Raw genomic sequence first — 24,645 nt, forward strand, 5'->3', positions numbered from 1 at the left:
TTGAAAACAAATTATTTATTATTAAACGCTTCTATAACTGAGATTTCATTAATCACAGTCATTGCTATTTGTGTTATCGCAATAGCTTTGCTTGTGTTTTTTGTATTTAAAATAAAAAACAAAACAAAGAATGAAACAAAAATTGCTCAGAAAAAGGCAAAGAAAATTTATTTCAAAATTATTAATGAAGCTAAAGTTGAAAAAGAAGAATTATTAAACAAAGCTGAAGATAAAAAAAATGACTTATTAAAAGAATCAAACGATGAATTACAAAGAATTATTCGTTTGAAAGAAGAGATTTTATTAGAAAAAGAGAAACACACTAGAATCAATCAAAGTTTCAAAGCTGCTGAAAACTCATTACAAAATGAAAAGTTAAAGTTAAATTCAGAAATATTAAAAATGGTTGCTGAATTAGAAACGGTAGCTTCAATGTCGAAAGATGAAGCACGTGATAATTTAGAAAAATCAATTTATAAATTACATAGAGATGAACTAAATAAAAGTCTAAATGAACTTGAAAATGTTTCAGAACTAAAGATTAAACAAAAGGTCCAAGACATCTTGATATCTGCCATGCAGAATGTTGTCATCGAAACAACTGAGTCATATAATTTAACATTCATTGAAATCAAGCATGAAGAAATGAAGGGTCGAATTATTGGAAAAGAGGGTAGGAATATAAAGGCATTCCAACAATATGGTGGAGTTGATCTGTTTATTGACGATTCATCAACAAAGGTGGGAATATCTTCTTTGAACCCGGTTCGAAGAGAAGTTGCTACCAGAACTTTGAATAAATTATTAGAGTCTGGTCGTTTACAGCCCGTATCAATTGAAGAAGAGTTGATTGTTCAAGGAGAAAAGATTGAACAAGAAATGAAAGAAATTGGTCAAAGGGTCGTTGACAATTTAAAATTAGAAAACGTCAATCAAAGAATTAAGTATTTATTAGGTAAATTAAGATTTCGTTCAAGTTATTCTCAAAGCGTTTTAAATCATTCTATTGAAGTTGCTCAAATTTCGGGAATGATTGCTGCAGAGTTGGGATTAAATATTGAATTAGCAACAAAGTGTGGGTTACTACACGATATTGGTAAGGCTGTGGATTTTGAGGGTGAAGGCTCTCATGTCAAAATGGGTGTTGCTGAATTAGTTAAATTGAACGAAGACAAAATTATTATTAATGCAGTTGAAGCTCATCATGGTGATGTTAGAAAAGAAACAATATATGCTGAAATCGTAATTATTGCTGATGCAATTTCTGCTGCAAGAATTGGAGCAAGAAACAATGACATAGCAGCGTTTGTTGCACGAATAAAAGAAATTGAAGATGAGTGTAATAAAGTAGAAGGTGTTTTAAAAACATTTGCATTACAGTCTGGTAGACAAATACGAGTAATTGTAGATGCAGAAACTATATCAGATATCGATATGAAAAAACTTTCAGTTGAATTGCACGATGTTATTAATCGTGTAAAAAAAGTTCCTGGAAAAATTGTTTTAACTTTAATAAAAGAAAAAAGAATATCAATAGAAATCTAATGTGGTTAAACCACATTTTTTTTATCTAATGTATAATTAAACCAATTGAGGTATTTTATGGGATTTGGAGATTTTTTAGCAAAACGCTTTCAGAAATCAATTGAAAAAAATTTAAAGAAATCACAACTTAGTGAAGAAAACATTAGTGAAGCATTACGTGAGATTAGACTTTCTTTATTAGAGGCTGACGTAAACATTGATGTTGTTAAAAAAATAATTGCAGCTATCAAAGAAAAATCAATTGGTGGTTTCATTGAAGAAGGTGTTCGTGCTGATCAACAAATGGTTAAAATTGTTCATGAAGAATTAATCAATGTTCTTGGTAAAGAAAAATCAGAATTAAACATAAGTAGAAAGCCGTCACCAATTATGATGGTTGGTTTACAAGGTGCCGGTAAAACAACAACAGTAGCCAAACTAACTAACTTGTTAAAAAAACAAGGTAAGAAAGTTTTAATGGTTGCTCTAGATATTTATCGTCCTGGTGCTATTGATCAATTAGTTGAACTTGCCACAAAAAATAAATTTGATGTTTTTGAAAAGGGTAAACAAGATCCAACTAAGACAGCAAAAGAAGCGATGAAATATGCAGAAGACAACAAATATGATGTTGTACTTTTAGATACTGCTGGTCGTTTACAGATTGACAAACAACTAATGAATGAGTTGAAAGAAATCAAAAAGATTACTTCACCAACTGAAATCATTCTGACAGTTGATGGTATGACTGGGCAAGACATAATTAACGTCGCAACTGAGTTTAACAGTACACTTAAAATTACTGGAGTTATTGTAACTAAACTTGATGGAGACGCACGTGGTGGGGCTACATTATCTATTTCGTACGTTACAAAAGTTCCAATTAAATTTATTGGTGAAGGTGAAGGAATTGAAGCGCTTTCTGAATTCTATCCAAAACGTATTGCTGATAGAATCATGGGATTTGGAGACGTTGAAACACTTTTTGAAAAAGCTACAAAACAAGTTGATCAACGTACAATGGAAAAAACAATGCGTCGTATGATGCAAGGTTTATTTGATTTAGAAGATTTAAAAAACCAAATGGGACAATTAGCAAACATGGGAAACCTTGGTGGATTGATGAAAATGATGCCAGGTTTAAATGGTAAAGTTTCAGAAGAACAAATTATATCTGCTCAAGTTAAATTAAAAAATGCTGAGTACCTAATGGATTCAATGACTTTAAAAGAAAGAAGAGACCCTAAATTACTTAAATCTTTAAATAGGAAAAAAAGAGTAATCAAAGGTTCTGGTAGATCAGAAAAAGAATTCAATGAATTAATCAACCAATTTGAGAAATCAAAAAAACAAGCTTTAGAAATGGCTAAGATGTTTAAAAGTGGAAGAATGCCAAATATGGCAAACTTCGGAAAATAAAAATACGAATCTAATTCGTATTTTTATTTTGAAAGTAAGATTAATAAAATTGTAATGTAGAACAATCTATCAATGTGTTCTGTAATAAATACTTCATCATTTTTTGATATGTTATTTAAATTTATTCCAGACAACCTTTCGATATCGGTTAAAAAGTTTTTAACAAATTCAACACCAAACATTTCAACTTGAAAATCAGAAATTTCTCTTTTGGCTGTAATTATATTTTTCAACGAAGTAACTCTTTCGATGAATTGGTTTTGTGAATAAGATATAAAGTTTTTTACTTCAATATTAATTATTTCATTTTTAGATTTTTTGATAACTGATTCAATTAATTGTTTACTTTGAGAAGGGACAAGTTTGAATAATTTATAACCTTCATTATTAGTTGAAGGATCTAGTTCATAACCATTCAATTCAATATATGATTTTATTTTTTTTGGTGTAGAAAACATGTCATAACCTAGTGAGTCTGGGTATTTGAATTTTCTTTTATGCATTTGATAAATTAAGTTATAAACAATTTCTAAGTAAGTTAAGTTCAAACTTTTATCTTTTGAACTTTTGTGAATTGCAATATTATTTACTGTTGTTAATTGTTTGAAGTCCATCCCGTAAAGATCAAAAGAAATCATGTTACAAAATGTAAGTATTGTTGAGTTGCTTAATAGGTAGTTAAGAACAAATTCTAAATCTGCAGATAGGTGTTCGTTTACGTTTGCAGATTTGGCTTTTATATCCAAAACTGAAATAAAGTTTTTATTCATTTGATCTCCATAGTTATATACTTAAATATTATAATATTAATGAGGTTCCAAATGAAAATTAAAATAATATGCTTTAACAAAGTGGACAAAGAATTCAAAGACGTAATTAGCTATTACTCTGACAAGATTTCAAAATTATGTAATTTTGAAATTATTGAAATAAATGAAGTTGCTACAAACAACCAAACTAAAAATATTGTAGAAAATATGAAACTGTTATCTAACAAATTAAATGTACTAATTGAAAATAGATTTCAACCAATAGTGTTAGATGTTAATTCTAAAATCGTTGATTCAATTGAATTTAAAAATTTAATTGAAAACAATAAAGATACTGGAACGGGTAATCTAGCGTTTATTGTTGGACCAAGTGATGGGTATAGCGATGAGTTCAAACAAAATAACTATACTAAAATTAGTTTTGGAAAAGTCACTATGCCACATCTATTGTTTAGAGCAGTGTTGTTTGAACAAATATACAGATCATTTAAGATAATGAATAATGATAAATATCATAAATAAAAGTATAATAAATTGGAGGTAAAATTATGAGTCAAAATACAACTAAAGCATCATTCAACTGATTTCCAGGACACATGAATAAAGCCTTAAAAGAAATCGAAGAGCTAATTGTAGCTGTTGATTTCATTGTAGAAATAGTTGATGCAAGAGCACCGTTTTCTACACGTAATCCAATGATGAGAAAAATTGGAACAAACAAAAAAAGATTATTTGTTTTAACAAAAGGGGATTTAGCAGATTCTGTTGTAACAAAACAATGAATGGAATATTTTAAATCAAGAGGTGATGACTGTTATTTAATTGATAAAAAAAATAAAAACATACTTCCAGATATCGAAAAGATAATCAATAAAAGAACGGAACCACAAAGAAAAGCTGCGAAGAAAAAAGGAATCGACGCTTTACTTGTTAATGTGTTGGTTGTAGGTATTCCAAACGTCGGTAAATCTACTTTTATCTCAAAACTAATTAAAAATAAAAAAATTAAAATTGCTAACATGCCAGGTGTAACTCGTGGTTTCCAAAGATTTAATCTAACTCCATTGATTACACTTATTGATACTCCAGGAATATTACCATCAAAATTTGATAGTGAAATTCAAGCATGTAACTGTGTTGCAGCTAATGCAATTAAAATTGATGTAATCCCAAAAGAAAGATTTGCCACAAGAATCTTAAAGTATATTTATGACAATTATCCAAATGTAATTGAAACAAGATACAAAACAAGAAAACAATTTAAAAGACCAATCAATTATGATGACTCATATAAATTATTTGAAGAGATAGCAAGAAGAAATGGTTTAATACTTTTCCAAGATATTCCCGATGTTGATAAATCAATCAATTTATTTATTAGAGATTTACTAGGTGGTAAGTTTGAAAAAGTTTCATTTGAAAAACCTTTAGATATTGGCGATACATCAACAATGATCTTAAGTACACAAAAAGAATTAGAAATTACAGAAGACTTTGATAACACTATTGAATGATAAAATATGACACTAATAGAATTTGATAATCAAATAAAACTTGACAACAAAGTAAAACTAATTTCTGGAAGTGACGAAGTCGGCAGAGGTGCAATGGCTGGTCCAATTGTTGTCGCAAGTGTAATTTTAAATAATGGATTTGAAGATTCGAGAATTAAAGATTCAAAAATTGTTTCTGCAAAATTAAGAGAAACACTTTTTGATTTAATAATTAAAAATTCAACTTCATATTCAATTAAAGTTTACGACAGTCAATATGTTGATAGGGTTAATCCAAAGCAAACTTCAAAAAATGGAATGTTAGAAACAATCTCCAAGTTAAAAACAAAACCAGACATTGCTTTACTTGATGCTGAAAAACTTGATATCAAAGATATACAAACAATATCTTTGATAAAAGGTGATAGTAAATCACAATCAATTGCAGCAGCTTCTATATTGGCTAAAGTTTATAGAGATAGAATTATGTATGAATATGACAAACAGTACCCGGAATATAGTTTTTCAAAGCATAAAGGCTATTGCACTAAACTGCATTATAAAGCTGTGGATGAGTTTGGAGTACTTGATATACATAGAAAGTCATACAAACCAATTATTGATGCCCTGAACAAGAGATAAGTTTTAATTAACTTATTTTTTATTTAAGTATATTAATATTATTTTGATTTAGTAAAATAAAGGTACCAAAATAATTCGGAGGAAATATATGTTTGATAAAAAAAATACTAAATACTTAGAGTGAATTGAAAATGAAAATTTAATCCCTGAGTTAAGAGAACATTTACTTAATGCAAATGATGATGAGCTTAATGCTGCATTTTCAATCTCACTTGAATTTGGAACAGCTGGAATAAGGGGTGTATTAGGCGCTGGACCAGGTAGGTTTAACATTTATACAATTAAGCAAGTTACACGTGCTTACGTTGAACTATTAAAACAAAAACACCCAAAAGATTTGGCAACTAGAGGAATAGTTGTTGGACACGATAACAGATACAAATCAATTGAGTTTGCAAATGCTGTAGCTGAAATCCTAACTAGTTTAGGAGTTAAGGCTTACTTATTTAAAAACAATGATATGAAACCAACACCAGTTGTTTCATATGCAGTTAAAGACCTAAACACAATTGGTGGAATAGTAGTTACAGCTTCACATAACCCAGCAATTTATAATGGATATAAAATCTATGATGAATTTGGTTGTCAATTAATTGACAGTGATACTGTAGTAATTTCAAAAGAAATGGAAATCGATTCTGAAAACATGATTGATTGAAATTATGTACCAAATAAAAAACTATTATTAGAAGTATCAAATTCAACAATTGAAAACTACAATACAATGATCAAAAAATTACAGTTCCATGAAAAAGCAGACAAAAATAAATTTGAAATTATTTATTCAGCAGTTAATGGAACAGGGACAGAATTTGTACCACCAATTTTAGAAGAGTCAGGATACAAAGTTATTCAAGTTGAAGAACATGCATTTGAAGATCCAAGTTTCAAAAATGTAATTAACCCAAACCCGGAATTTCCACCTGCTTGAGAAATACCTTTAAAAAAATACGGTAAAGCAAATCCAAATGCAAACATAATTGTTATGACTGATCCAGATGCAGATAGAATTGGTCTTGCTGTAAATCACAATAATGAATGAATTAGATTAGATGGTAACCAAACAGGACCATTATTAATTGATTGAAAATTATCACAATTAAAAGCAATTAATAAAATTCCAAAAAATCCAGCATTGTATTCTTCATTTGTAACAAGTGATTTAGGTGATAGAATTGCGGCTGAAACTTACGGAGTTAAAGTTGTTAAGACATTAACTGGTTTTAAATGAATGGGTTCTGAAATTTTAAAAGAAAAAGACAATGGTTTAAACTTCGTATTTGCATATGAAGAAAGTTATGGTTATGTATTAGATAGTTCAACACTAGATAAGGATGGAATACAAGCAGCTATCATGTTGAGTGAGATGGCTTGATTTTATAAAACAAAACACAATAAATCACTTATTGATGTATTGCATGACCTATATGCAAAATATGGTTTCTACACTACATATACTGAAAACCTAAATTTTAAACCAGAAGAAATTAAATCAAAAATTGATCCAATTTTATCTAAGTTTAGAAATAATCCACCAAAAGAATTTGCTGGATTAAAAATGATAAAACAAGAAGACTATATAAATGGTTTACACAATATGCCAGGTCAAAACTTATTAAAGTTCTATTATGAAGATGGTTCTTGATTTGCAGTTAGACCTTCAGGTACTGAACCAAAGGTTAAAATTTACTTTATTGCTGTGGCAAAAGATGAAAAAGAATCAAAAACAAAACTAGACAAAATGCTAGTAGAATTGAAAAACTTTATAAAATAAAAAAAATAATTCAAAAAAATGAATTGTTTTTTTTGTTTCTTGACGTTATAGAAGGTGGAGGAATAAAAAAATGAACAATGTAACATTAATAGGACAACTAGTAAATGTCCCTGAACTAATCTTTGAAAAAGATGGTGATGAAAAAAGACTGTATAAATTAACCCTGCGAGTTGAAAGACCTTTCAAATCAAAAACAACAAGTATTGAGGCTGACTTTATAAATATAAAAGTATGAGCAAACGTATTGGGTGATGAAAGTGAATACTTTGAAGATTCACTACTAAGTGTTGAAGGCAGAATAGTTTCTTACATGTCAAAAGACAAAACACAATATATCAATGAAATGATTGCAAGTAAAGTTATCAACTACAACTAATGGAAAAAGTATTATTATACTTTGCACTGAAATATAAAGGTGATTGAGACAAAGTCTACAAAGCACTTGAAACAAAAGAAAAAATTGAAATGAATGTTTTAACCGAAGCGATTAAAAGCATCAGATGTAATTGAACCACTATTATTTCAAGTGATTACCCAGAAGCGCTTAAATATACTTTTAAACCGCCATTTGTAATCTTTTACATTGGTGATTTGAGAGTATTAAATACCACTAACAATGTAATGAGTTTTGTTAATTCAAACGATTCAATAAATCAAGTTGATGATCAAACTCACGTTGGATTAATTAAAAGTGTAAAAAATCTTTCAAATAAATCATTTCTTGTATTAGATAATGGTATTTACACATATATGCTTGAAAATGAATCCCAAACAAGTGAACTTGTTTTATCTGAATCATATAATGACTTTGAAATACCAAAAAATTCAATACTTAAAAATCAATTGAGATTTGTTTCATCAATCAGCAATAGTGTTGTGATTGATGAATACGACGAAACTGTAATTGAAGAAATCAATTCATTTTCAACAAATGAAGACTTCAAAATATTTGTAAAAAACAAAAACCTTGATTTAGATTCAAAATTTTCAAATGTTTTTATCTTTAACAAAAATTAGAATTTATTAGTCATGGAAATGACTATTTTTTATTAACTAATTAATATAATATTTTATTATATGCAAATACTAGAAGGGGGTTAGATATGAAGACTCAACAAGAACAGGAAAAAATATTAGACCCTCGTGAGAAGGTAGAAAAAACGTCAACACAAGACACTTTTGTAAAATTTGATGAATCAGATATGAAGGCTACAAAAAAAATATTAGGTAAAGAAGCTACTTTTATCGGAACAATGTCAGCACACTTTAAGAAAAATCCTTACAAAGCGTTATCACTATTTGTTTTAGTTATACTTGCAGCTACTTGCGGAATTCTTGCCCCATTAATCATTGAACAAGTTATGTTAGATTTAAAGAATATTCCTACATACTTCTTAGGTATTAAAATGGTTTGATGATCATGGGGTATTCTTCAATTAATACTTTTTGTTTTTCTTGGAGGTTTCACATACGCGACTCAAATTATTGCTGGAAGAATGGGTAGACAAGTAGAGATAAATTTAAGAAATGATTGTTTAAAAAGGCTGTTCACTCAAGACATATCTTATTATTCAGATAAAAAAATTGGTGAAATTCTAACTAAGTTAATATCAGATACTCAAATTGTTGGAGAACAATCTCAGATAGTTCCAATTGCTGCAATTAATGCAATCATCACATTCTTTGGTTCATTAGTTGTATTCTTTATAATTGATGTTTATCTTGCGACAGTAGTTGTTGTAACTATTTTCTTAGCAGTGTTCTTAATGTTCTTAGCATTATTTATCATCAGACCTTTAATGGTTAAAATGCGTGGAAAACTAACTACTATTAATGGTGACGTTACTGATCGAGTTAACGCTATTAGGTTAATTAAATCTTCTGGTTCAGAAGATTTTGAAATGGAAAGATTTTGAGATAGTCATAAAAGATACTATAAATTCACAAATAGTATATCAATCATGGTTGCTTCGTTTATCACTATTTTAGTTACTGCCACAAGTTCAATGCAAGTTATAGTTGTTATTTCTGCGGTATTAATTTATAGCAACGATACTGAGCTTTTATCGGCAAAACTGATTCCGTTCATTGCGGGTGTTGGAACCATGACCGGACCGATTATGCAAGTTGCTAAGATTATGTTTGGATTTATCCAAGCTGAAGTTGCATCTTATCGTATTCAAGTGATAATCAAATCATCTTCAAGAATAGATCCGCATTACGACTCTACAAAGGGATATACAATTGAAAACTTAAATGGAGATATAGTATTTCAAAATGTTGAATTTACATATCCAGAAAAACCAGAAAGTGTAATCATTCCAAAATTTGATTTTGTTTTTGAAAAAGGGAAATCATACGCTTTTGTTGGAGAGACCGGGTCAGGTAAATCTACAATTGCAAAAATGCTATTAAGATTTTATGATCCAAGTAAAGGTAAAATTTTAATTAATGGAACTGTAGATTTAAAAGATGTAAAACTATCAACATATTTAAAACATGTTGGATATGTTGAACAAGAACCACAAATTATCCTTGGAACTGTATTTGACAATATTAAATATGGTAACTTTGGAAAATCTGATGAAGACGCTATTCAGGCAGCTAAGAAATCAGAACTACATGATATCATTATGAACTTCTCAGATGGATACAACACTGTGCTAGGTGAAAAGGGATTCATGTTATCTGGTGGTCAAAAACAAAGACTAGTTATTGCTAGAATGTTTTTAAAAGATCCACAATTATTAATCCTAGATGAAGCAACTTCAGCATTAGATAATATTGTAGAAAAAGAAATACAAGCAAACATTGAATCATTGATGAGTGGTAGAACTTCTGTAACTATCGCTCATAGACTTTCAACAATAAAAAATGTAGACCAAATCATTGTTTTAGGAAGGGGTCAAGGTATATCTCAAGTAGGTACTTTTGACGAACTAAAGTCAATTCCTGGCCATTTCCAAAACTTATACAATGCAGGTAAAATGCAATAATATGTGCATAAGTGCGAAACTTTTTAAAACTCAACATTTGTTGAGTTTTTTTTATTTTTAATAGTACAATTAAGAAACAAATAGGAGAAAAAAATGCAACAAATTTATAAAAAAAGTTCAATAGAATCATTGAACAAAGATATCGAAAAACACTTCAGTATAATTACACCAATCCAACCAACTGATGTGAAGTGTTTTGACAGTGTTTCAAGAATGGTTATGCTTGATAGATATTCACAAAAAGACAAAGCATTAACTACTTTAAAAGTAGGAGATGTTGTTATTACAACAATCAAGGACGACAACGCTTTCCCAACAAGAGGGATTGGAACGTTAAAAGAAATAAAGGGAAGCAAATACATCATTCAAGTTGACGACCAATACGTTGGACAAATTGACCCATTATTATTAGAACAAAGCAAAACAACTAATTGTATTATTAAAGACAAGTTCAGTTTAGAAAAACCACTAGAACTTTTCTTTGAGCAAATCGCACGTCGTGTCGGTAAAGCACTTGCCAAAGCCGAAGGGACAACAAAACAAAAAGAAGAATGAACAGAAAAATTCGTTCATGAACTTGAAACATTAAATGTTGTTCCAGCAGGTAGAGTACTTTATGGAGCTGGTAGTGATTCAAAAGTTACTTTCTTCAATTGTTATGTAATGCCGTATATTGAAGATTCAAGAGAAGGTATTTCTAAACATAGATCACAAGTTACAGAAATCATGTCACGTGGTGGTGGAGTTGGAACAAACGGTTCAACATTAAGACCTAAAGCCACAGTTGCCAAAGGTGTTGGTGGACGTTCATCAGGATCAGTTAGCTGATTAAATGACTTATCACAACTTACTCACTTAATTGAACAAGGTGGTTCAAGAAGAGGGGCTCAAATGATTATGTTGTCAGATTGACATCCAGATATCATTGAATTCATTATTTCAAAAATGCAAAACCCAGATATTTTAATGTGATTAAAAACAAAGTCAAAATCTGAATTAATCAGACAAGCAGCAAATGCTAAATTGACTTTTGAACCATTAAAACAAACTGAAAGAGAAGTTTTTGAATTTGTTTCAAAAAACAATACTGCAGTTTCAAGTGATGCACTAAGATCAATCCAAACACAATTGAAAGATGGTGGAAAATGAGTTGTTAACAACCCACACTTCCTTTCGGGTGCAAATATTTCAGTAGCCATTTCACATCCATTTATGAAAGCTGTTGAAAAAAACAAATCATGAGATTTAAAGTTCCCAGACATTGAAAATATGACTGCAGTTCAAAAAGAATTTTATGACAAAGAATGACAAAACATTGGTAATGTTTTTGAATGAGAAAAACTAGGTTACCCAGTTAAAGTTTATGAAACAATTAAGGCAAAAGACCTTTGAGACTTAATTAACTTTTGTGCAACTTATTCAGCAGAGCCAGGAATATTCTTTATTGATGCCGCAAACGATATGACAAATGCACAAGGTTACGGACAAAAAGTTGTTGCTACAAACCCATGTGGTGAACAACCATTAGCGCCGTTCTCAGTATGTAACTTGTCTGCAATTAACTTATCAAACTTTGTAAACAAAGAAACAAAAGAAGTGTTATACGATGCACTTTCTGAAACTGTTAAAGTTTGTGTGAGAATGCAAGACAACGTTATTGACGAAACTCCTTACTTCTTAGAAGAAAACAAAAAACAAGCTCTTGGTGAAAGAAGAATTGGTATGGGTGTAATGGGATTACACGACCTACTAATTTGAGCTGGAGTTAAGTATGGATCAAAAGAAGGTAATAAAATTGTAGATAAAGTATTTGAAACAATTTCATTAACTGCATACAGAACATCAATTGAGTTAGCTAAAGAAAAAGGTGTATTCCCATTCTTAGATAACAAAGAAAAATTTGCTCAATCTGGATTCATCAAAACTTTACCAAAAGATATTCAAGATGGAATTAAACAATTTGGTATCCGTAACTCACACTTAGTAACTGTGGCTCCAACAGGATCAACAGGGACAATGGTAGGGTGTTCAACTGGTTTAGAACCTTACTTTGCGTTCTCATACTTTAGAAGTGGTAGATTAGGTAAGTTCATGGAAGTTAAATCTAAAATCGTTCAAGAATGATTAGACTTAAATCCTCAACATACTGATGAAAAACTACCTGAGTTCTTCGTGAGCGCAATGGAATTATCTCCAGAAGCACACGTTGAAGTTCAATGTATTATTCAAAGATGAGTTGATTCATCAATCTCAAAAACAGTTAATGCTCCAAAAGGATATTCTGTAGCTGAAGTAGAAAAAGTTTACATGCAACTTTACAAAGGTGGAGCCAAAGGTGGAACTATCTATGTTGATGGAAGTAGAGACACACAAGTTCTTTCTCTTGAAATTGAAGAAACAAAAGAAAGAAAAGGATTTGTTGATGAACTAGAACCAATCAATCATGAAAACGAATTTATCAAAAAAACAGTTGCCGAAAAAAACATTGGTACAGAAATTGGTGACACATGTCCAATTTGTACTATTGGTGTCGTAATCGAACAAGGTGGATGTCACACTTGTCCAGAATGCGGTAGTCAACTAAAATGTGGTCTTTAAGATTACAACTATAGAATAATTACCAAATATAAACAATGATAGTGTATAAGTGCTAACATTGTTTTTTATTTAAAGGAGAAAAATGAAAAAAGATAAAGGATACATTCACATATATTGTGGAGAAGGTAAAGGTAAAACTTCAATATTAAACGGATCAGCAATGCGTGCCAAAGGTGCTGGCTTAAATGTTTTATACTTTAGGTTTTTAAAAAATAGACCAACGTCTGAAAATGTAATGTTGGAAAAATTAGGAATTAAAATAACTAATTTTTATGAAAGCTCAACTAAGTTCGTCTGAGAAATGGATGAACAAGAAGTTCAAATATTCAAAGATGAAACATACAGAGGCTATAAAGAAATAAAGAACGCATTAAAAGATGAAGCGGTTGATGTTATATTTATCGATGAACTTCTAGGATCTGTTGAAAATGGTTTTATTAAAAAAGATGAATTGATTAAAGATTTAATTGAAAGGAAAAATCATATTGAAATTTTCCTTTCAGGTAGATTTTCCTTTCCTGAACTAGATGAAATAGCAGATTTAATTTCTGTAATACAACCTAAAAAACACTACATGGACATTGGTGTTAATGGTAGAAAAGGTATTGAATATTAAAATATATAGCAAAAGCACCTAAGGGTGCTTTTTCTTATATAATTAAACTATGAAAAAAATCGTAAACATTATTGGAGCAGGGCTTGCTGGAAGTGAGGCTGCATACCAACTAGCAAAAAGAAATATACATGTAAATCTATATGAAGTAAAAGGGATTAAAAGAAACCCGGTTCAAACTGTGGATACTTTTGGTGAACTTGTTTGTTCAAATACTTTGAGATCAACTGATCCAGCAAATGCTGTGGGTACATTAAAAGTTGAGATGCAAAAGTTTGATTCATTAATTTTAAAAGCGGCCTATAGTGCGCAACTACCAGCCGGTGGTTCACTTGCGGTTGATAGGGATTTGTTTTCCAAGTTTATAGATAATGAAATTAGAAACAATAAACTTATAAATGTAATAAGTGAAGAGGTTGGAGACATTGATCCAATGGAAATTACAATTATTGCTTCTGGTCCTTTGACAACACCTAAACTACAATTAGGAATCCAAAAGATTGTCGGTAGTGATTACTTTTATTTTTTTGATGCTGTTGCTCCAATTGTAAAACTAGATAGTTTAGATATGGGTAAACTATATTGAAAGAACAGATATGACAAAGGTGAAACTAAAGATTATTTAAATGCTCCAATGACAAAAGAAGAGTATTTAAAATTTTATAATGAATTATTAAATTCAGAAAAAGCAGACCTTCATTTAAAAGATGAAGAATCATTACGTGTATTTGAGGGTTGTATGCCTGTTGAAGTAATGGCTAGTCGTGGTGAAAAAACATTACTACACGGACCATTAAAACCAGTTGGATTATATAGAAGTAAAGAAGACCACCACGATCTTTTTGCCGTTGTCCAATTAAGACAAGACAATGCAGCTAAAGACTTGTTCAACTTAGTTGGTTTTCAAACTAATTTAAAATGAGGTGAACAAAAACGTGTATTTAGTTTAATCCCAGGATTAGAAAATGCTGAGTTTGTGAGATATGGTGTTATGCACAAAAACAACTTTATCAATTCACCAACATTATTAAACAAAAGCATGCAATTGAAATCAAATCCAAATGTTTTCTTTGCTGGACAAATTACTGGAGTTGAAGGTTATGTTGAATCAACCGCATCAGGAATAATAGCTGCAATTAATGTCGCAAGGAAAATAGAAGAAAAAGAATTAATTGAATGACCAGAAACTACAGTTATGGGTGGATTGGTTAATTACATTTGTACAACTTCATCAGAGAACTTTCAACCAATGAAAGCCAACTGATCTATTGTAAACACAGATGGAATGAATAAAAAAATGAAAAAGGTTCTAAAAAAGGAACAATATTCAATTAAAGCAATTAAAGATGTTGAGGAATTCATAAATAAATATAAAATATAATATATGGCAAATAACGTAATTAATAAAAACTTTAGATTCTTCAATGAAAACCAAAACAATAGTTTGTTTTGGTTTTCATTGCATTACATGGTTAAAGGTAATGGGGAACTTCAGTACATTGTTAATACTAGAAAAAAAGAACTTTATAGTTTGTATCAAATTTGCCACTTAGCTATTGTTCAATATATGCTTTATCGTGGAGTTTGTCTTGAGTCACTAAGTACAAATGATATGAAAGAATATTCAGATTACATTTTAGAAAATTACGACAGTATATATTCTTTGAAATATAGACACGTAGAACAAAAACAAAAACCACCAAAAATTAAAATTGAGACACCTAAAGAAAGAAAAGAAGTTTCTCAAATGATTACTGCAATCTGTTTACCACATATTAATGAGTATTGTTTTTTAGAACACGATAGTTGAAAGAACTTATCAAGGTCATATATTGCTGAGTTAGCTCATAAAATGCATTATGACATTAACCATATATTTGACGATGATTTTAAAGTATCAGAGGTATATCCGTTTTTATTTGTTCTAAATTTAATTAATAACGTTGATGCACAAAATTTATACAGCAATGTTTCGCACGCTTTCATTCCAGAAAGAATTATTGAAAAATATAATGGTGGAAGAAAGTGATTTATAAAAGAAGTTGAATATTTAAAATCAACAATGGAAATCATTTCAAATCCTGATGAGTTTAAAATCTTTTTAGGAAATTTTGAATATGCAAAATGGATAACTTTTACAAGACAAGAAAAAATAAAAGCAATTTTTGAATTAACAAAAATGGCTGCCATTTTAATGAAAGATGAAATCGCTAGAATAACAATGTTAAAAGAAGGGCAAGATGCATTTGAAATCTTAGAAGAGTACATTCCAATCTTTGTTCCTTCAGATAAAGATGAGGGTGTTCGAAGTATCTTTAAACGTAATGAAGATATTGTTGTATTGTCTCCATTTACATACCAAAACGTTAACCCATTATCATTGTTGCGTTATATTGAGAGTAAAGGTGATTACCACGTTAAGGTTAACGAGAAAAAGCTATACCACTACACACAAATTGTTCTATCTGTTTTTTCAAAAATGAGAATAACATTATTGTCATATCCGTTATTTCCAGATTATATTTATGACACTATAATAAAACCTAAATATGATGTTTGGGTTGACACACTATCTATATTCAAAATGAAAAATGATAAATTAGAATCAACAATTGAATACCATGAATTAGCAGTTGAAGAGTTCATCATTGACGAAGAAGAAATTGAATATATGAATTCAACACCAGCAAAAAAAATATCTGATGTAGAAAAAGATCATGCAATTAGAAAAATTGGATTGATCCTTAACGTAATTATTGGTTTAAATAAACCAACATTAAAACTATTTGAGAACAATATTGAAGACTTAGTTGAATATACATATATTATTTTTGGACCACATCCAATTAATAGAACAATTCAAACAACTGAAAATATTGTAATTCTATTAGAAAGATTCAAGACATACATCAAATTATTCAATGCAGCTTCAGAAGATGAAGTTAAAAAATATGGAATATATTTTGATCTACCATCAAAATTATTTAAAAATGAAAACTAAAAATGATTTAAAACTTTATTGACCACAAATAACAATAGGGTCAGTACTAATAATTTTTCTTATTTTATTTGGTGTTTTTGATTTAGCTATTGCAAAATCATTTACTACATATGAAAATTGATTTTCAATTGGTTTTGATATGTGGGGTAAACAAGCGGTCGTTATACCGATTGGTATAACAGCGATGTTTGGAATTGTGTCTATTTACAACATAGCAAACAAAACAAAGACACATATAATTGAACCTTCGCTAATTGGTCTTTCTATAGTCATTGTTGGAACAATTGCCTTTCATTCAATTGGATATAAAAATTTCATTATTGTAGACGGGGATTTAAAATCATTAATAACTACAATTGCGACATCAATAATATTTTCAATTACAATTTTGAGTTTTATCGCTACAACAATAATGATAAACAAATTATCAGTTTTTAGAGATAGCCAATATATTTCTACATTGTGGATAAAGGTTATTTATGCACTTGTGCTTCTGACAATAACAACTTTGATTGTTACTGTCTTTAAAGAAATTTGAGGTAGACCAAGACCAAACTCTGTAATAGATGGTACAAATGAGTTTAAATACTTATTTGAATTTAATTTTGAAAGTGATAGGGGGAAAAGTTTCCCGTCAGGTCACACACAAGCAGCTGGGATGTTTTTCTTATTAATTTATTTCATACCCAAGTCTTCAAAACAAACTTATTTCAAAATTATATTTTTATTAATTTCGGTTTGTTCAATTTTACTAACAGGTATTTCAAGGATTGTTTATCACAAACACTTTCCATCAGATGTGACATTTTCAATGTTACTAGTTGGTGTGTTTTATACGTTTGGTCCAAAAATTGTTAATTCAATATTAAAAAAATAATGACACAAGTCATTATTTTTTTGCAATTAAAGTAATTGTATTTAAGTTTAAAATACGTGCATTGTTGTAGTTCTTTATTAATTCAATATTATTAAATCCCAATAACTCAGAAATCATTTTGATTTCATTTTCAGAATATCATTTTAAATTAAATGTCTGAAGTTCGGTTGAAACTTCTTTTCCATTTTTAAAATGAACATATTCATTTTCAGAATAAGCAACTTGTTTTGATCAGTCAATTGAATTATGGTTTATGTTTAACTGAATATTGTTTTCATTATCTAATTCAACGTTGGTCACATGTTTTGAACCTGGTTTAAATGTAGTGGGGTATATGAAATCAATTATGACCTTTCCGCCAACTATTAATGATTCATAAAAGTTTTTTAATATTAATTTTAAATCTTCTATATTTTCAATCATACAAATACTTCCGGCAGGCATGATGATTGCTTCGTAAGTGTTTGGAGAAATATAGTCTTTTAAATTCATATTAATTATCTTTCCACTAAGATTATTCGAATCCAAGTTATATTTATAAATATCTAACATTTCATTTGAGATATCTATCCCATCAACTACTAATTCATATTTTATTAATGGGATAGACACTCTTCCATTTCCGACCCCAGCTTCTAATATCTTTCCTTCCAATGGTAAAAGAAGTTTTTTATAGAACTCAATATCACCATCACTACTGGTTCCAGGCGGTTTTGTAAAATCATATATAGTTGATGATAAGGAAGAATAATAGTTTTTCATTTGAATGCTCCTTATGTAATATTACTTATTATAGTTTGTATACAAAAATAGGGTGTAAAAATTAAATAATTTAGTTATAATTTACTATGAAATGCCCACATAGCTCAGTAGGATAGAGCATGCGCCTTCTAAGCGTAGGGTCAGAAGTTCGAATCTTCTTGTGGGCGCCATTTGAAATAAATAAAAGATGTGATTAAACACATCTTTTTTTATTGTCTTAATAACTTAAATAGTTAAGTTGATTATTCTTTGTCTCCGGGAGTTTGAAGAGCTGCACGTCTTTCTTTTCTATTAGGACCTTCGGGCTTGCTATCTCTTCTTCCGCCATCGCGTCCACCGCGTGAACCACCATCTCTAGAACCATATAATCCACCGCGTGAACCACCATCTCTAGAACCATATGATCCACCACGTGAACCACCACGGTCGCGATCTCTTGATCCTCCGCCAAATGATCCACCGCGTGAACCACCATCTCTAGAACCATATGATCCACCACGTTCTTCTCTGTTTCTTGGAGCATCAGAACTTGATGACATTGTATTTGATTTAAAAGGGGAGTCAGCACCTGAACCACCATCTCTAGGAGTGAAGTTTGAACCACCATCTCTAGGTGTGTAGTTTGAACCACCACGGTCGCGATCTCTTGAACCACCACCGAATGATCCACCTCGTGATCCTCCGTCTCTTGAACCATAACTTGATCCACCACGTGAACCACCACGGTCGCGATCTCTTGAACCACCACCGAATGATCCACCGCGTGAACCTCCGTCTCTTGAACCACCGTAAGATCCACCACGTGAACCTCCGCCATATGATCCACCACGAGATCCACCGCGTGAACCTCCGTCTCTTGAACCACCACGTTCTTCTCTGCTATTAGCTGAGTTTTCGGCTTTATCAATTTTGTAAGTAGAAGGGTCAACTTCATAAATTGAAATTTTAAACTCATGTTCAATTTCTTTAATTTGTTTTAAAGTTCCACGACCATCTACAAATGAAATGGCTGATCCTTTTTCACCGTTTCTACCAGTTCTACCAATACGGTGGATTACATATTCATTATCACGAGGGATGTCATAGTTAATAACTAAGTCAACACCTTTGATGTCGATTCCACGAGCGGCCACATCAGTTGCGATAAGTACTTGAACTTCTCCACGTCTGAAACGGTTAATTGCGCGAGTTCTTTCTGATTGTCTTTTATCACCGTTGATAACAACACCATCAATACCGTTGCTTCTTAAAGTTTCCATAATTGTATCTGTGTTTGATTTTGTATTACTGAATATAATTGCAGCTTGGGGTTTGTCAATTTCAAATATATTAATTAATAATTCTATTTTTCTATTTCTTGCAATGTAAACAAACTTATTGTCAATGTTGTCATTAACTTTAACTACGTTATCAACAACAATAGTTTCATATTGTTTCATGTAGTTGTAAGCCATACTCATAACTTTATCGTTTGTAGTTGCACTAAATAGTCCAATTTGTACATCTGGATGTGCTTTTTGGAAAATGTCATCAATTTCATTTTTGAAACCCATTTTTAACATTTCATCAGCTTCATCTAAGATGATTGTTTTAATATTATCGAAGTTAAATGATCTTCTAATCATGTGATCATTAATTCTTCCTGGTGTACCAACAATAATGTGAGTATCACGTAATGATATTAATTGTTTACGAATTTCAGCTCCTCCAATAAGAGAAGTAAGTTTTATACCTTCGTAACGGCTTGTTAGTTTTCTAATTACATCCACAATTTGGTTAGCTAACTCACGAGTTGGAGCAACTATTAATGCTTGTGGTTTTCTCAACTTTGGATCTAATTTTTCAAGTATCGGAAGTGAGAAGGCGGCAGTTTTACCTGTACCTGTTGAAGATTTTCCAAAAATGTTTTTACCTTCTAAAAACATTGGAATAGCTTGTGCTTGAATATCTGTTGGTGTATTGAAATCCATTATTTCTAATGATTTTAATACTCTATCATTTTTTATAAGTTCTTTGAACGTCATCTTTATTTCCTTTTTATTTGTCACTATTAAGACAAAATTCCAAGAGCTTCATCAAAATACTTATACTATTATTACCTAATTTGAAAGAATAAGTAAGTTTTGTTTGAAAAAGAAAAAAATAAAGAAAAATAGGGCGTTAAGTAAGTTAAGTTAAATTACTTAACACATTTATTTTTTTTAATGTATATTATAAGTATTAACAAAAAAATAGGAGGACCAATGGTTAAGTTAAGATTAAGAAGAGCAGGTAAAAAACGTGCAGCATTCTTTAGAATTGTTGCAACTGATTCACGTGTTCAAAGAGATGGTATTTACATCGATTTGATTGGAACATACAATCCAATTAATGGAGAAACAAAAATTAATGAAGAAATTGCATTAAAATGACTTTCTGATGGTGCGCAACCAACTGACACAGTTAGAGATATTCTTTCAAAACATGGAATAATGAAAAAATTCCACGACTTGAAACAAGATAAAACTGTAGTTAAAAAACCAGCAGTTAAAAAACCAGCAGTTAAAAAAGCTCCTGCTAAAAAACCAGCAGCAGCAAAACCAGCAGCAAAACCAGCAGCTAAAAAATAATGATAAAAGACAATTTAGCGTTAGTAGGAAAAATTGCATCAACCCATGGAATAAAGGGCGAGTTAAAAATTATTTGGTTTACGGACACAAATGAGATTGATATAAAGACAAATGATTTTGCCTTTATAGAACTAGGATCAACAATTGAACCTTTAAAAATTAAACAGCTTACTGATTTGTATATTAAAAAACCATTAGTTTTATTTGAAGGTTATGAAAGTATTAACCTTGCACAAAAACTAATTGGTAAAGATATATATATAAAAAATGAATTAGTAACAAAACTCCAAGATGAAACATGTATGGGGTTTGAAGCTATTTTTAAAGAACAAGTAGGTAAGGTTATTGATTTTCTAGATAATTCAATTTATATAACTTATAAAGTTGAGTTTGAAGAAAAAACAATATGGATCCCAAGCGTTGATGAATATGTTGAAGAAATTGATTTTGATAACGAAACGATTATTTTAAAAAATATTGAAAGGTTAACATAATGAAAATATCTATACTTACTTTATTTCCAAATTTAATAAGCAATTATATTTCTGAGTCAATTATTAAAAGAGCAATTTTAAAAAACAAAGTTGAACTTGAAGTAGTGGACATTAGAGAACACACAACATACGATCACAACCAAGTTGATGATTATCAATTCGGTGGTGGTGCTGGAATGTTGATGATGATTGAACCTGTTGTTAGAGCGATAAATTCTATTAAGACAAATGAATCTTTTATTATATTAACAAGTCCACAAGGTGTGACTTTAAACAACAATATATCAAGAGAACTATCAATCAAACATAAACATATCATATTGATATGTGGACATTATGAAGGCATTGATGCCAGAATAATGAACTATGTTGACATGGAACTATCAATTGGAGATTATGTGATCACTGGCGGTGAACTATCATCATTAGTTATAGCCGATTCAATTATTAGATTAATTGATGGGGTTATAACTAAGGAATCACATGAAAACGATAGTTTTGAAAATAATTTGTTAGACTATGATTCATACACTAAGCCAGTTGAATTCGATGGTCATAAAGTACCTGACGTATTAATATCAGGACATCACAAAAACATTAATAACTTCAGAAGAGAATCACAATTAAAGAACACTTTATCAAAGAGAAGTGACTTGTTAGAAAAAACAACTTTAAGTAATGAGGATCTGAAGATTATTGAAAAACTTAAAAAAGGAGAATAAATATTATGAACTACTCAAATATTGTAAAAGAAATTAGTGAATCACAATTGAGAACAGACTTACCAAAGTTTAACTCAGGGGACACAATTCGTTTAACGGTAAAAATTAAAGAAGATAAAAAATTCCGTATTCAAGCTTTCGAAGGGGTTGTAATTAAAACTCAAGGAAGCGGAATAACAGAAGTTGTCACAATTAGAAAAAATTCAAATGGTGTGTTTGTTGAAAGAACACTTCCAATTCACTCACCAATCATTGATACAATTGAAATTATCAAACGTGGTAAAGTGAGACGTGCAAAAATCTACTACATTAGAAACCTATCAGGTAAGGCTGCACGTATTCAAGAAAGATTACCACAACGTGCCAATCTAAACGAACCAGTTGAAGAAAACAAAAAAACAAAATCAGATGCTAAATCTGTTACTTCTACAAAAGCACTAGCTGCACACCAAAGACGTAAAAGAAAAGCAGTTGACAAGAAAAAAGAAGTACGAATCAACAAAGACAAAATTGAAAACAAAAAAATTCAAGCAGCTAAATTGGCAGCAAAAGCAAAAGTGGCTAAACCGGCTGCAAAACCCGCAACTGCCAAAAAAGCAACAACAAAACCAGTTGCAACTAAAGCAGTAGCTACAACAGCTGCAAAACCCGCAACTAAAGCTACAGCTAAAAAAGCACCAGTAAAAGCAAAAGTGGCTAAACCAGCTGCTAAACCAGCTGCAAAAAAAGTTGAAGCAAAAGCAACAACAAAAACTGCAACTAAAGCTACAGCTAAAAAAGCACCAGCAAAACCTACATCTGTTAAAAAATCAACAGGTGCTAAAAAAACACAAGGTAAATAATATAAGAATGGATAATGTCCATTTTTTTATTTACATACTAATTATTTGTATTGAAAGTAGTAACTATTTTATATATAATTATAAATATTATAGGAGAAAAAAATATGTCAACAAAAAAAGTTTTATTATGAATCATTATTGCATCATCAATAATGTTCATTTTAGGTGGAGCGTCATTTTCAGGTGTAGATTTCGGTAGTTTCAAAGGAATTATTATGTCTGTGTTTGCTGTGATCTTCCCAGTACTAATGTTAATCGGTTCAATCATCGGTTTTGTATTAGGTGGACCAAAAGTTTTATTAAAATCAATTTTTATTGCAACATGAGCATTCATTATTGTTTCAATTGCGATTTTAGTATTTGGTATCTTAGACTTCATTGGTGGAGATTTAGATACATGAGGTTTTGTATTAGCAATGCTTAATGCAATTGGGTTCTGATTCTTAGCTGGTTTAGGAGCTATGGGATTAAAATCAATTAAATAAGACTTAGGTCTTTTTTTTTAAATTTTTTGAGTTGTAATTGTACTTTATTTATTTAGAATAGCCTTTATTAAAAAGAGATAAAAAATATGAAACTAATAGGAAAAATCTTTTCTTCAGTTGGACCAATTGCAACACTAATCTTTGTGTTGATATTGTTGTTTGGTGTTGGAGTTGGGTACAATTCTTTTCTTGGAGACATTAAACTAACATTTGGTGACCTTACAAGTCCAATGACAAGTGTTGGTAAGTATATGATAGTGATGCTAACGTTTGCATTGGTTGCTGCATTGTCATTTATACCATTATGATTTGTAAAATGATCAAAAATGTTAACTATAATCGTTAACGCAGGTATTGTGTTTTCATCATTCATCATTGGAATCATGAGTATTTGTGTATTGGCTGATTCAACAAATGACATTATTACACCAGACTTACTTACATTGGCTATGTGATGAATTTTAGGAATCATTTTACCAATCGGGGCAGCAATTGTTTCTGAGGTATTTGGATTTGTTGGAATCTTAAAAGCAAAATAGTAATCATTCAATATTTTTAAAAAATAGAATTAATTTTCTATTTTTTTTTTTTTTTCTTAAGAAGTAGTGCTTAAAATGAATTAATATAATTATTAATAAAAGGAAATGCGCATGTCAAATTTAATTTCATTATTTGAAGAAGAAGTAACAAAACCAGAGATAAGTAGCTCAACTGCTTTAATCATTTTAATAATTGGCGTCTTTTGTATTGTTGCATGTGCGGTCCTTATGTACTTCTTTGTTTTACACATTAGACGTGTAAGCGCAAGAGAAAAACATAATTCAGAAGTGTTCAGACGTAGTTTTTGATGAGATGAACCAATGAAATTTTGATCATTTTATGTTTATGCATTTTTGGGAATTTCTCTATTATTGGGATTTATTATTTGTTTAGTTATATCAACTCCATTTTTATAAAATAAAAATAAATATAATATAATATTTTTTTTCAAATTCAAGTAATAGACTTGAATTTTTTTTTTTTT

23 protein-coding genes, 1 tRNA gene and 1 pseudogene are annotated in these 24,645 nt (G+C 30.1%); 22 read left to right on the forward strand and 3 right to left on the reverse strand.

All coding sequences use genetic code 4. The annotated features are described in order from the left end of the window. Both AACL07_RS01630 and ffh read left to right on the forward strand, forming a co-directional pair. On the forward strand, positions 1 to 1,545 hold the full coding sequence (locus AACL07_RS01630; RefSeq protein WP_338984083.1) for an HDIG domain-containing metalloprotein: 1,545 nt from the start codon (positions 1 to 3) through the stop codon (positions 1,543 to 1,545). 57 nt (positions 1,546 to 1,602) lie between these two features. After that, the gene (gene ffh, locus AACL07_RS01635; RefSeq protein ID WP_338984085.1) at positions 1,603 to 2,943 is read left to right on the forward strand and encodes a signal recognition particle protein; all 1,341 of its coding nucleotides are present in this window, start codon (positions 1,603 to 1,605) and stop codon (positions 2,941 to 2,943) included. Positions 2,944 to 2,966: 23 nt separating this feature from the next. Here ffh and AACL07_RS01640 read toward each other — a convergent pair whose 3' ends face one another. After that, a complete protein-coding gene (locus AACL07_RS01640) occupies positions 2,967 to 3,713 on the reverse strand; it encodes a hypothetical protein (RefSeq protein WP_338984087.1) in 747 nt (248 codons plus the stop codon). 51 nt (positions 3,714 to 3,764) lie between these two features. Between AACL07_RS01640 and AACL07_RS01645 the strand changes: the two genes are divergently transcribed. From AACL07_RS01645 to AACL07_RS01700, 12 genes are all read left to right on the forward strand, one after another. Continuing rightward, positions 3,765 to 4,235 (forward strand): 23S rRNA (pseudouridine(1915)-N(3))-methyltransferase RlmH, encoded by a 471-nt coding sequence (locus AACL07_RS01645; protein WP_338984089.1) that lies wholly within the window; start codon positions 3,765 to 3,767, stop codon positions 4,233 to 4,235. A 26-nt stretch (positions 4,236 to 4,261) separates the two neighbouring features. After that, positions 4,262 to 5,230, forward strand: coding sequence for a ribosome biogenesis GTPase YlqF (ylqF, locus tag AACL07_RS01650; RefSeq protein WP_338984091.1), 969 nt, complete (start codon positions 4,262 to 4,264; stop codon positions 5,228 to 5,230). A gap of 3 nt (positions 5,231 to 5,233) precedes the next feature. Continuing rightward, the gene (locus AACL07_RS01655) at positions 5,234 to 5,848 is read left to right on the forward strand and encodes a ribonuclease HII (protein WP_338984093.1); all 615 of its coding nucleotides are present in this window, start codon (positions 5,234 to 5,236) and stop codon (positions 5,846 to 5,848) included. An 88-nt stretch (positions 5,849 to 5,936) separates the two neighbouring features. Next, complete coding sequence (locus AACL07_RS01660) at positions 5,937 to 7,622, forward strand: phospho-sugar mutase (protein ID WP_338984095.1); 1,686 nt, start codon at positions 5,937 to 5,939, stop codon at positions 7,620 to 7,622. 70 nt (positions 7,623 to 7,692) lie between these two features. Continuing rightward, positions 7,693 to 7,998: a single-stranded DNA-binding protein gene (locus AACL07_RS01665; protein ID WP_338984096.1), complete on the forward strand. Its 306-nt coding sequence runs from the start codon at positions 7,693 to 7,695 to the stop codon at positions 7,996 to 7,998. After that, positions 7,998 to 8,639, forward strand: coding sequence for a hypothetical protein (locus AACL07_RS01670; protein WP_338984098.1), 642 nt, complete (start codon positions 7,998 to 8,000; stop codon positions 8,637 to 8,639). Before AACL07_RS01665 ends, AACL07_RS01670 begins: the two co-directional genes overlap by 1 nt. Before the next feature lie 86 nt (positions 8,640 to 8,725). Further along, a complete protein-coding gene (locus AACL07_RS01675) occupies positions 8,726 to 10,618 on the forward strand; it encodes an ABC transporter ATP-binding protein (RefSeq protein ID WP_338984100.1) in 1,893 nt (630 codons plus the stop codon). 93 nt (positions 10,619 to 10,711) lie between these two features. Continuing rightward, complete coding sequence (locus tag AACL07_RS01680) at positions 10,712 to 13,216, forward strand: vitamin B12-dependent ribonucleotide reductase (RefSeq protein ID WP_338984102.1); 2,505 nt, start codon at positions 10,712 to 10,714, stop codon at positions 13,214 to 13,216. 82 nt (positions 13,217 to 13,298) lie between these two features. Further along, positions 13,299 to 13,832, forward strand: a complete 534-nt coding sequence (locus AACL07_RS01685) for a cob(I)yrinic acid a,c-diamide adenosyltransferase (protein ID WP_338984104.1) — start codon at positions 13,299 to 13,301, stop codon at positions 13,830 to 13,832. A gap of 49 nt (positions 13,833 to 13,881) precedes the next feature. Beyond that, on the forward strand, positions 13,882 to 15,210 hold the full coding sequence (gene trmFO, locus AACL07_RS01690; RefSeq protein ID WP_338984106.1) for a methylenetetrahydrofolate--tRNA-(uracil(54)-C(5))-methyltransferase (FADH(2)-oxidizing) TrmFO: 1,329 nt from the start codon (positions 13,882 to 13,884) through the stop codon (positions 15,208 to 15,210). A 3-nt stretch (positions 15,211 to 15,213) separates the two neighbouring features. After that, positions 15,214 to 16,830 carry a hypothetical protein gene (locus AACL07_RS01695; RefSeq protein ID WP_338984108.1) on the forward strand — a complete coding sequence of 539 codons (1,617 nt, stop codon included), beginning with the start codon at positions 15,214 to 15,216 and terminating at the stop codon, positions 16,828 to 16,830. Further along, on the forward strand, positions 16,820 to 17,707 hold the full coding sequence (locus AACL07_RS01700) for a phosphatase PAP2 family protein (protein ID WP_338984110.1): 888 nt from the start codon (positions 16,820 to 16,822) through the stop codon (positions 17,705 to 17,707). The genes AACL07_RS01695 and AACL07_RS01700 overlap by 11 nt, the downstream gene beginning before the upstream one ends. A 12-nt stretch (positions 17,708 to 17,719) precedes the next feature. Here the strand turns inward: AACL07_RS01700 and AACL07_RS01705 are convergent, their stop codons facing one another. After that, positions 17,720 to 18,469: a class I SAM-dependent methyltransferase gene (locus AACL07_RS01705; RefSeq protein WP_338984112.1), complete on the reverse strand. Its 750-nt coding sequence runs from the start codon at positions 18,467 to 18,469 to the stop codon at positions 17,720 to 17,722. A gap of 93 nt (positions 18,470 to 18,562) precedes the next feature. Here AACL07_RS01705 and AACL07_RS01710 point away from each other — a divergent pair. Beyond that, positions 18,563 to 18,639, forward strand: a tRNA-Arg gene (locus AACL07_RS01710). A 72-nt stretch (positions 18,640 to 18,711) separates the two neighbouring features. Here AACL07_RS01710 and AACL07_RS01715 read toward each other — a convergent pair. After that, complete coding sequence (locus AACL07_RS01715) at positions 18,712 to 20,493, reverse strand: DEAD/DEAH box helicase (RefSeq protein ID WP_338984114.1); 1,782 nt, start codon at positions 20,491 to 20,493, stop codon at positions 18,712 to 18,714. 219 nt (positions 20,494 to 20,712) lie between these two features. On the opposite strand from AACL07_RS01715, the gene rpsP reads away from it, so the two are divergent. The 7 genes and pseudogenes from rpsP (at position 20,713) to AACL07_RS01750 (ending at position 24,577) form a co-directional block, all read left to right on the forward strand. Beyond that, positions 20,713 to 21,078 carry a 30S ribosomal protein S16 gene (gene rpsP, locus AACL07_RS01720; protein WP_338984116.1) on the forward strand — a complete coding sequence of 122 codons (366 nt, stop codon included), beginning with the start codon at positions 20,713 to 20,715 and terminating at the stop codon, positions 21,076 to 21,078. Further along, entirely contained in the window at positions 21,078 to 21,572 is a 495-nt protein-coding gene (gene rimM / locus AACL07_RS01725) for a ribosome maturation factor RimM (RefSeq protein WP_338984118.1), read from the forward strand. Before rpsP ends, rimM begins: the two co-directional genes overlap by 1 nt. Continuing rightward, positions 21,572 to 22,294 carry a tRNA (guanosine(37)-N1)-methyltransferase TrmD gene (gene trmD / locus AACL07_RS01730; RefSeq protein WP_338984120.1) on the forward strand — a complete coding sequence of 241 codons (723 nt, stop codon included), beginning with the start codon at positions 21,572 to 21,574 and terminating at the stop codon, positions 22,292 to 22,294. The genes rimM and trmD overlap by 1 nt, the downstream gene beginning before the upstream one ends. Before the next feature lie 5 nt (positions 22,295 to 22,299). Then, positions 22,300 to 22,641, forward strand: a pseudogene (gene rplS / locus AACL07_RS01735) (50S ribosomal protein L19); the annotation flags it as partial. 599 nt (positions 22,642 to 23,240) lie between these two features. Then, positions 23,241 to 23,621, forward strand: coding sequence for a hypothetical protein (locus AACL07_RS01740; protein ID WP_338984122.1), 381 nt, complete (start codon positions 23,241 to 23,243; stop codon positions 23,619 to 23,621). An 86-nt stretch (positions 23,622 to 23,707) separates the two neighbouring features. After that, positions 23,708 to 24,160 (forward strand): hypothetical protein, encoded by a 453-nt coding sequence (locus tag AACL07_RS01745; protein WP_338984124.1) that lies wholly within the window; start codon positions 23,708 to 23,710, stop codon positions 24,158 to 24,160. Positions 24,161 to 24,271: 111 nt separating this feature from the next. After that, complete coding sequence (locus AACL07_RS01750) at positions 24,272 to 24,577, forward strand: hypothetical protein (RefSeq protein ID WP_338984126.1); 306 nt, start codon at positions 24,272 to 24,274, stop codon at positions 24,575 to 24,577. Positions 24,578 to 24,645 lie beyond the last annotated feature (68 nt).

It is taken from the genome of Spiroplasma endosymbiont of Othius punctulatus (assembly GCF_964019505.1).
GTDB lineage: Bacteria > Bacillota_I > Bacilli_A > Mycoplasmatales > Mycoplasmataceae > TIUS-1.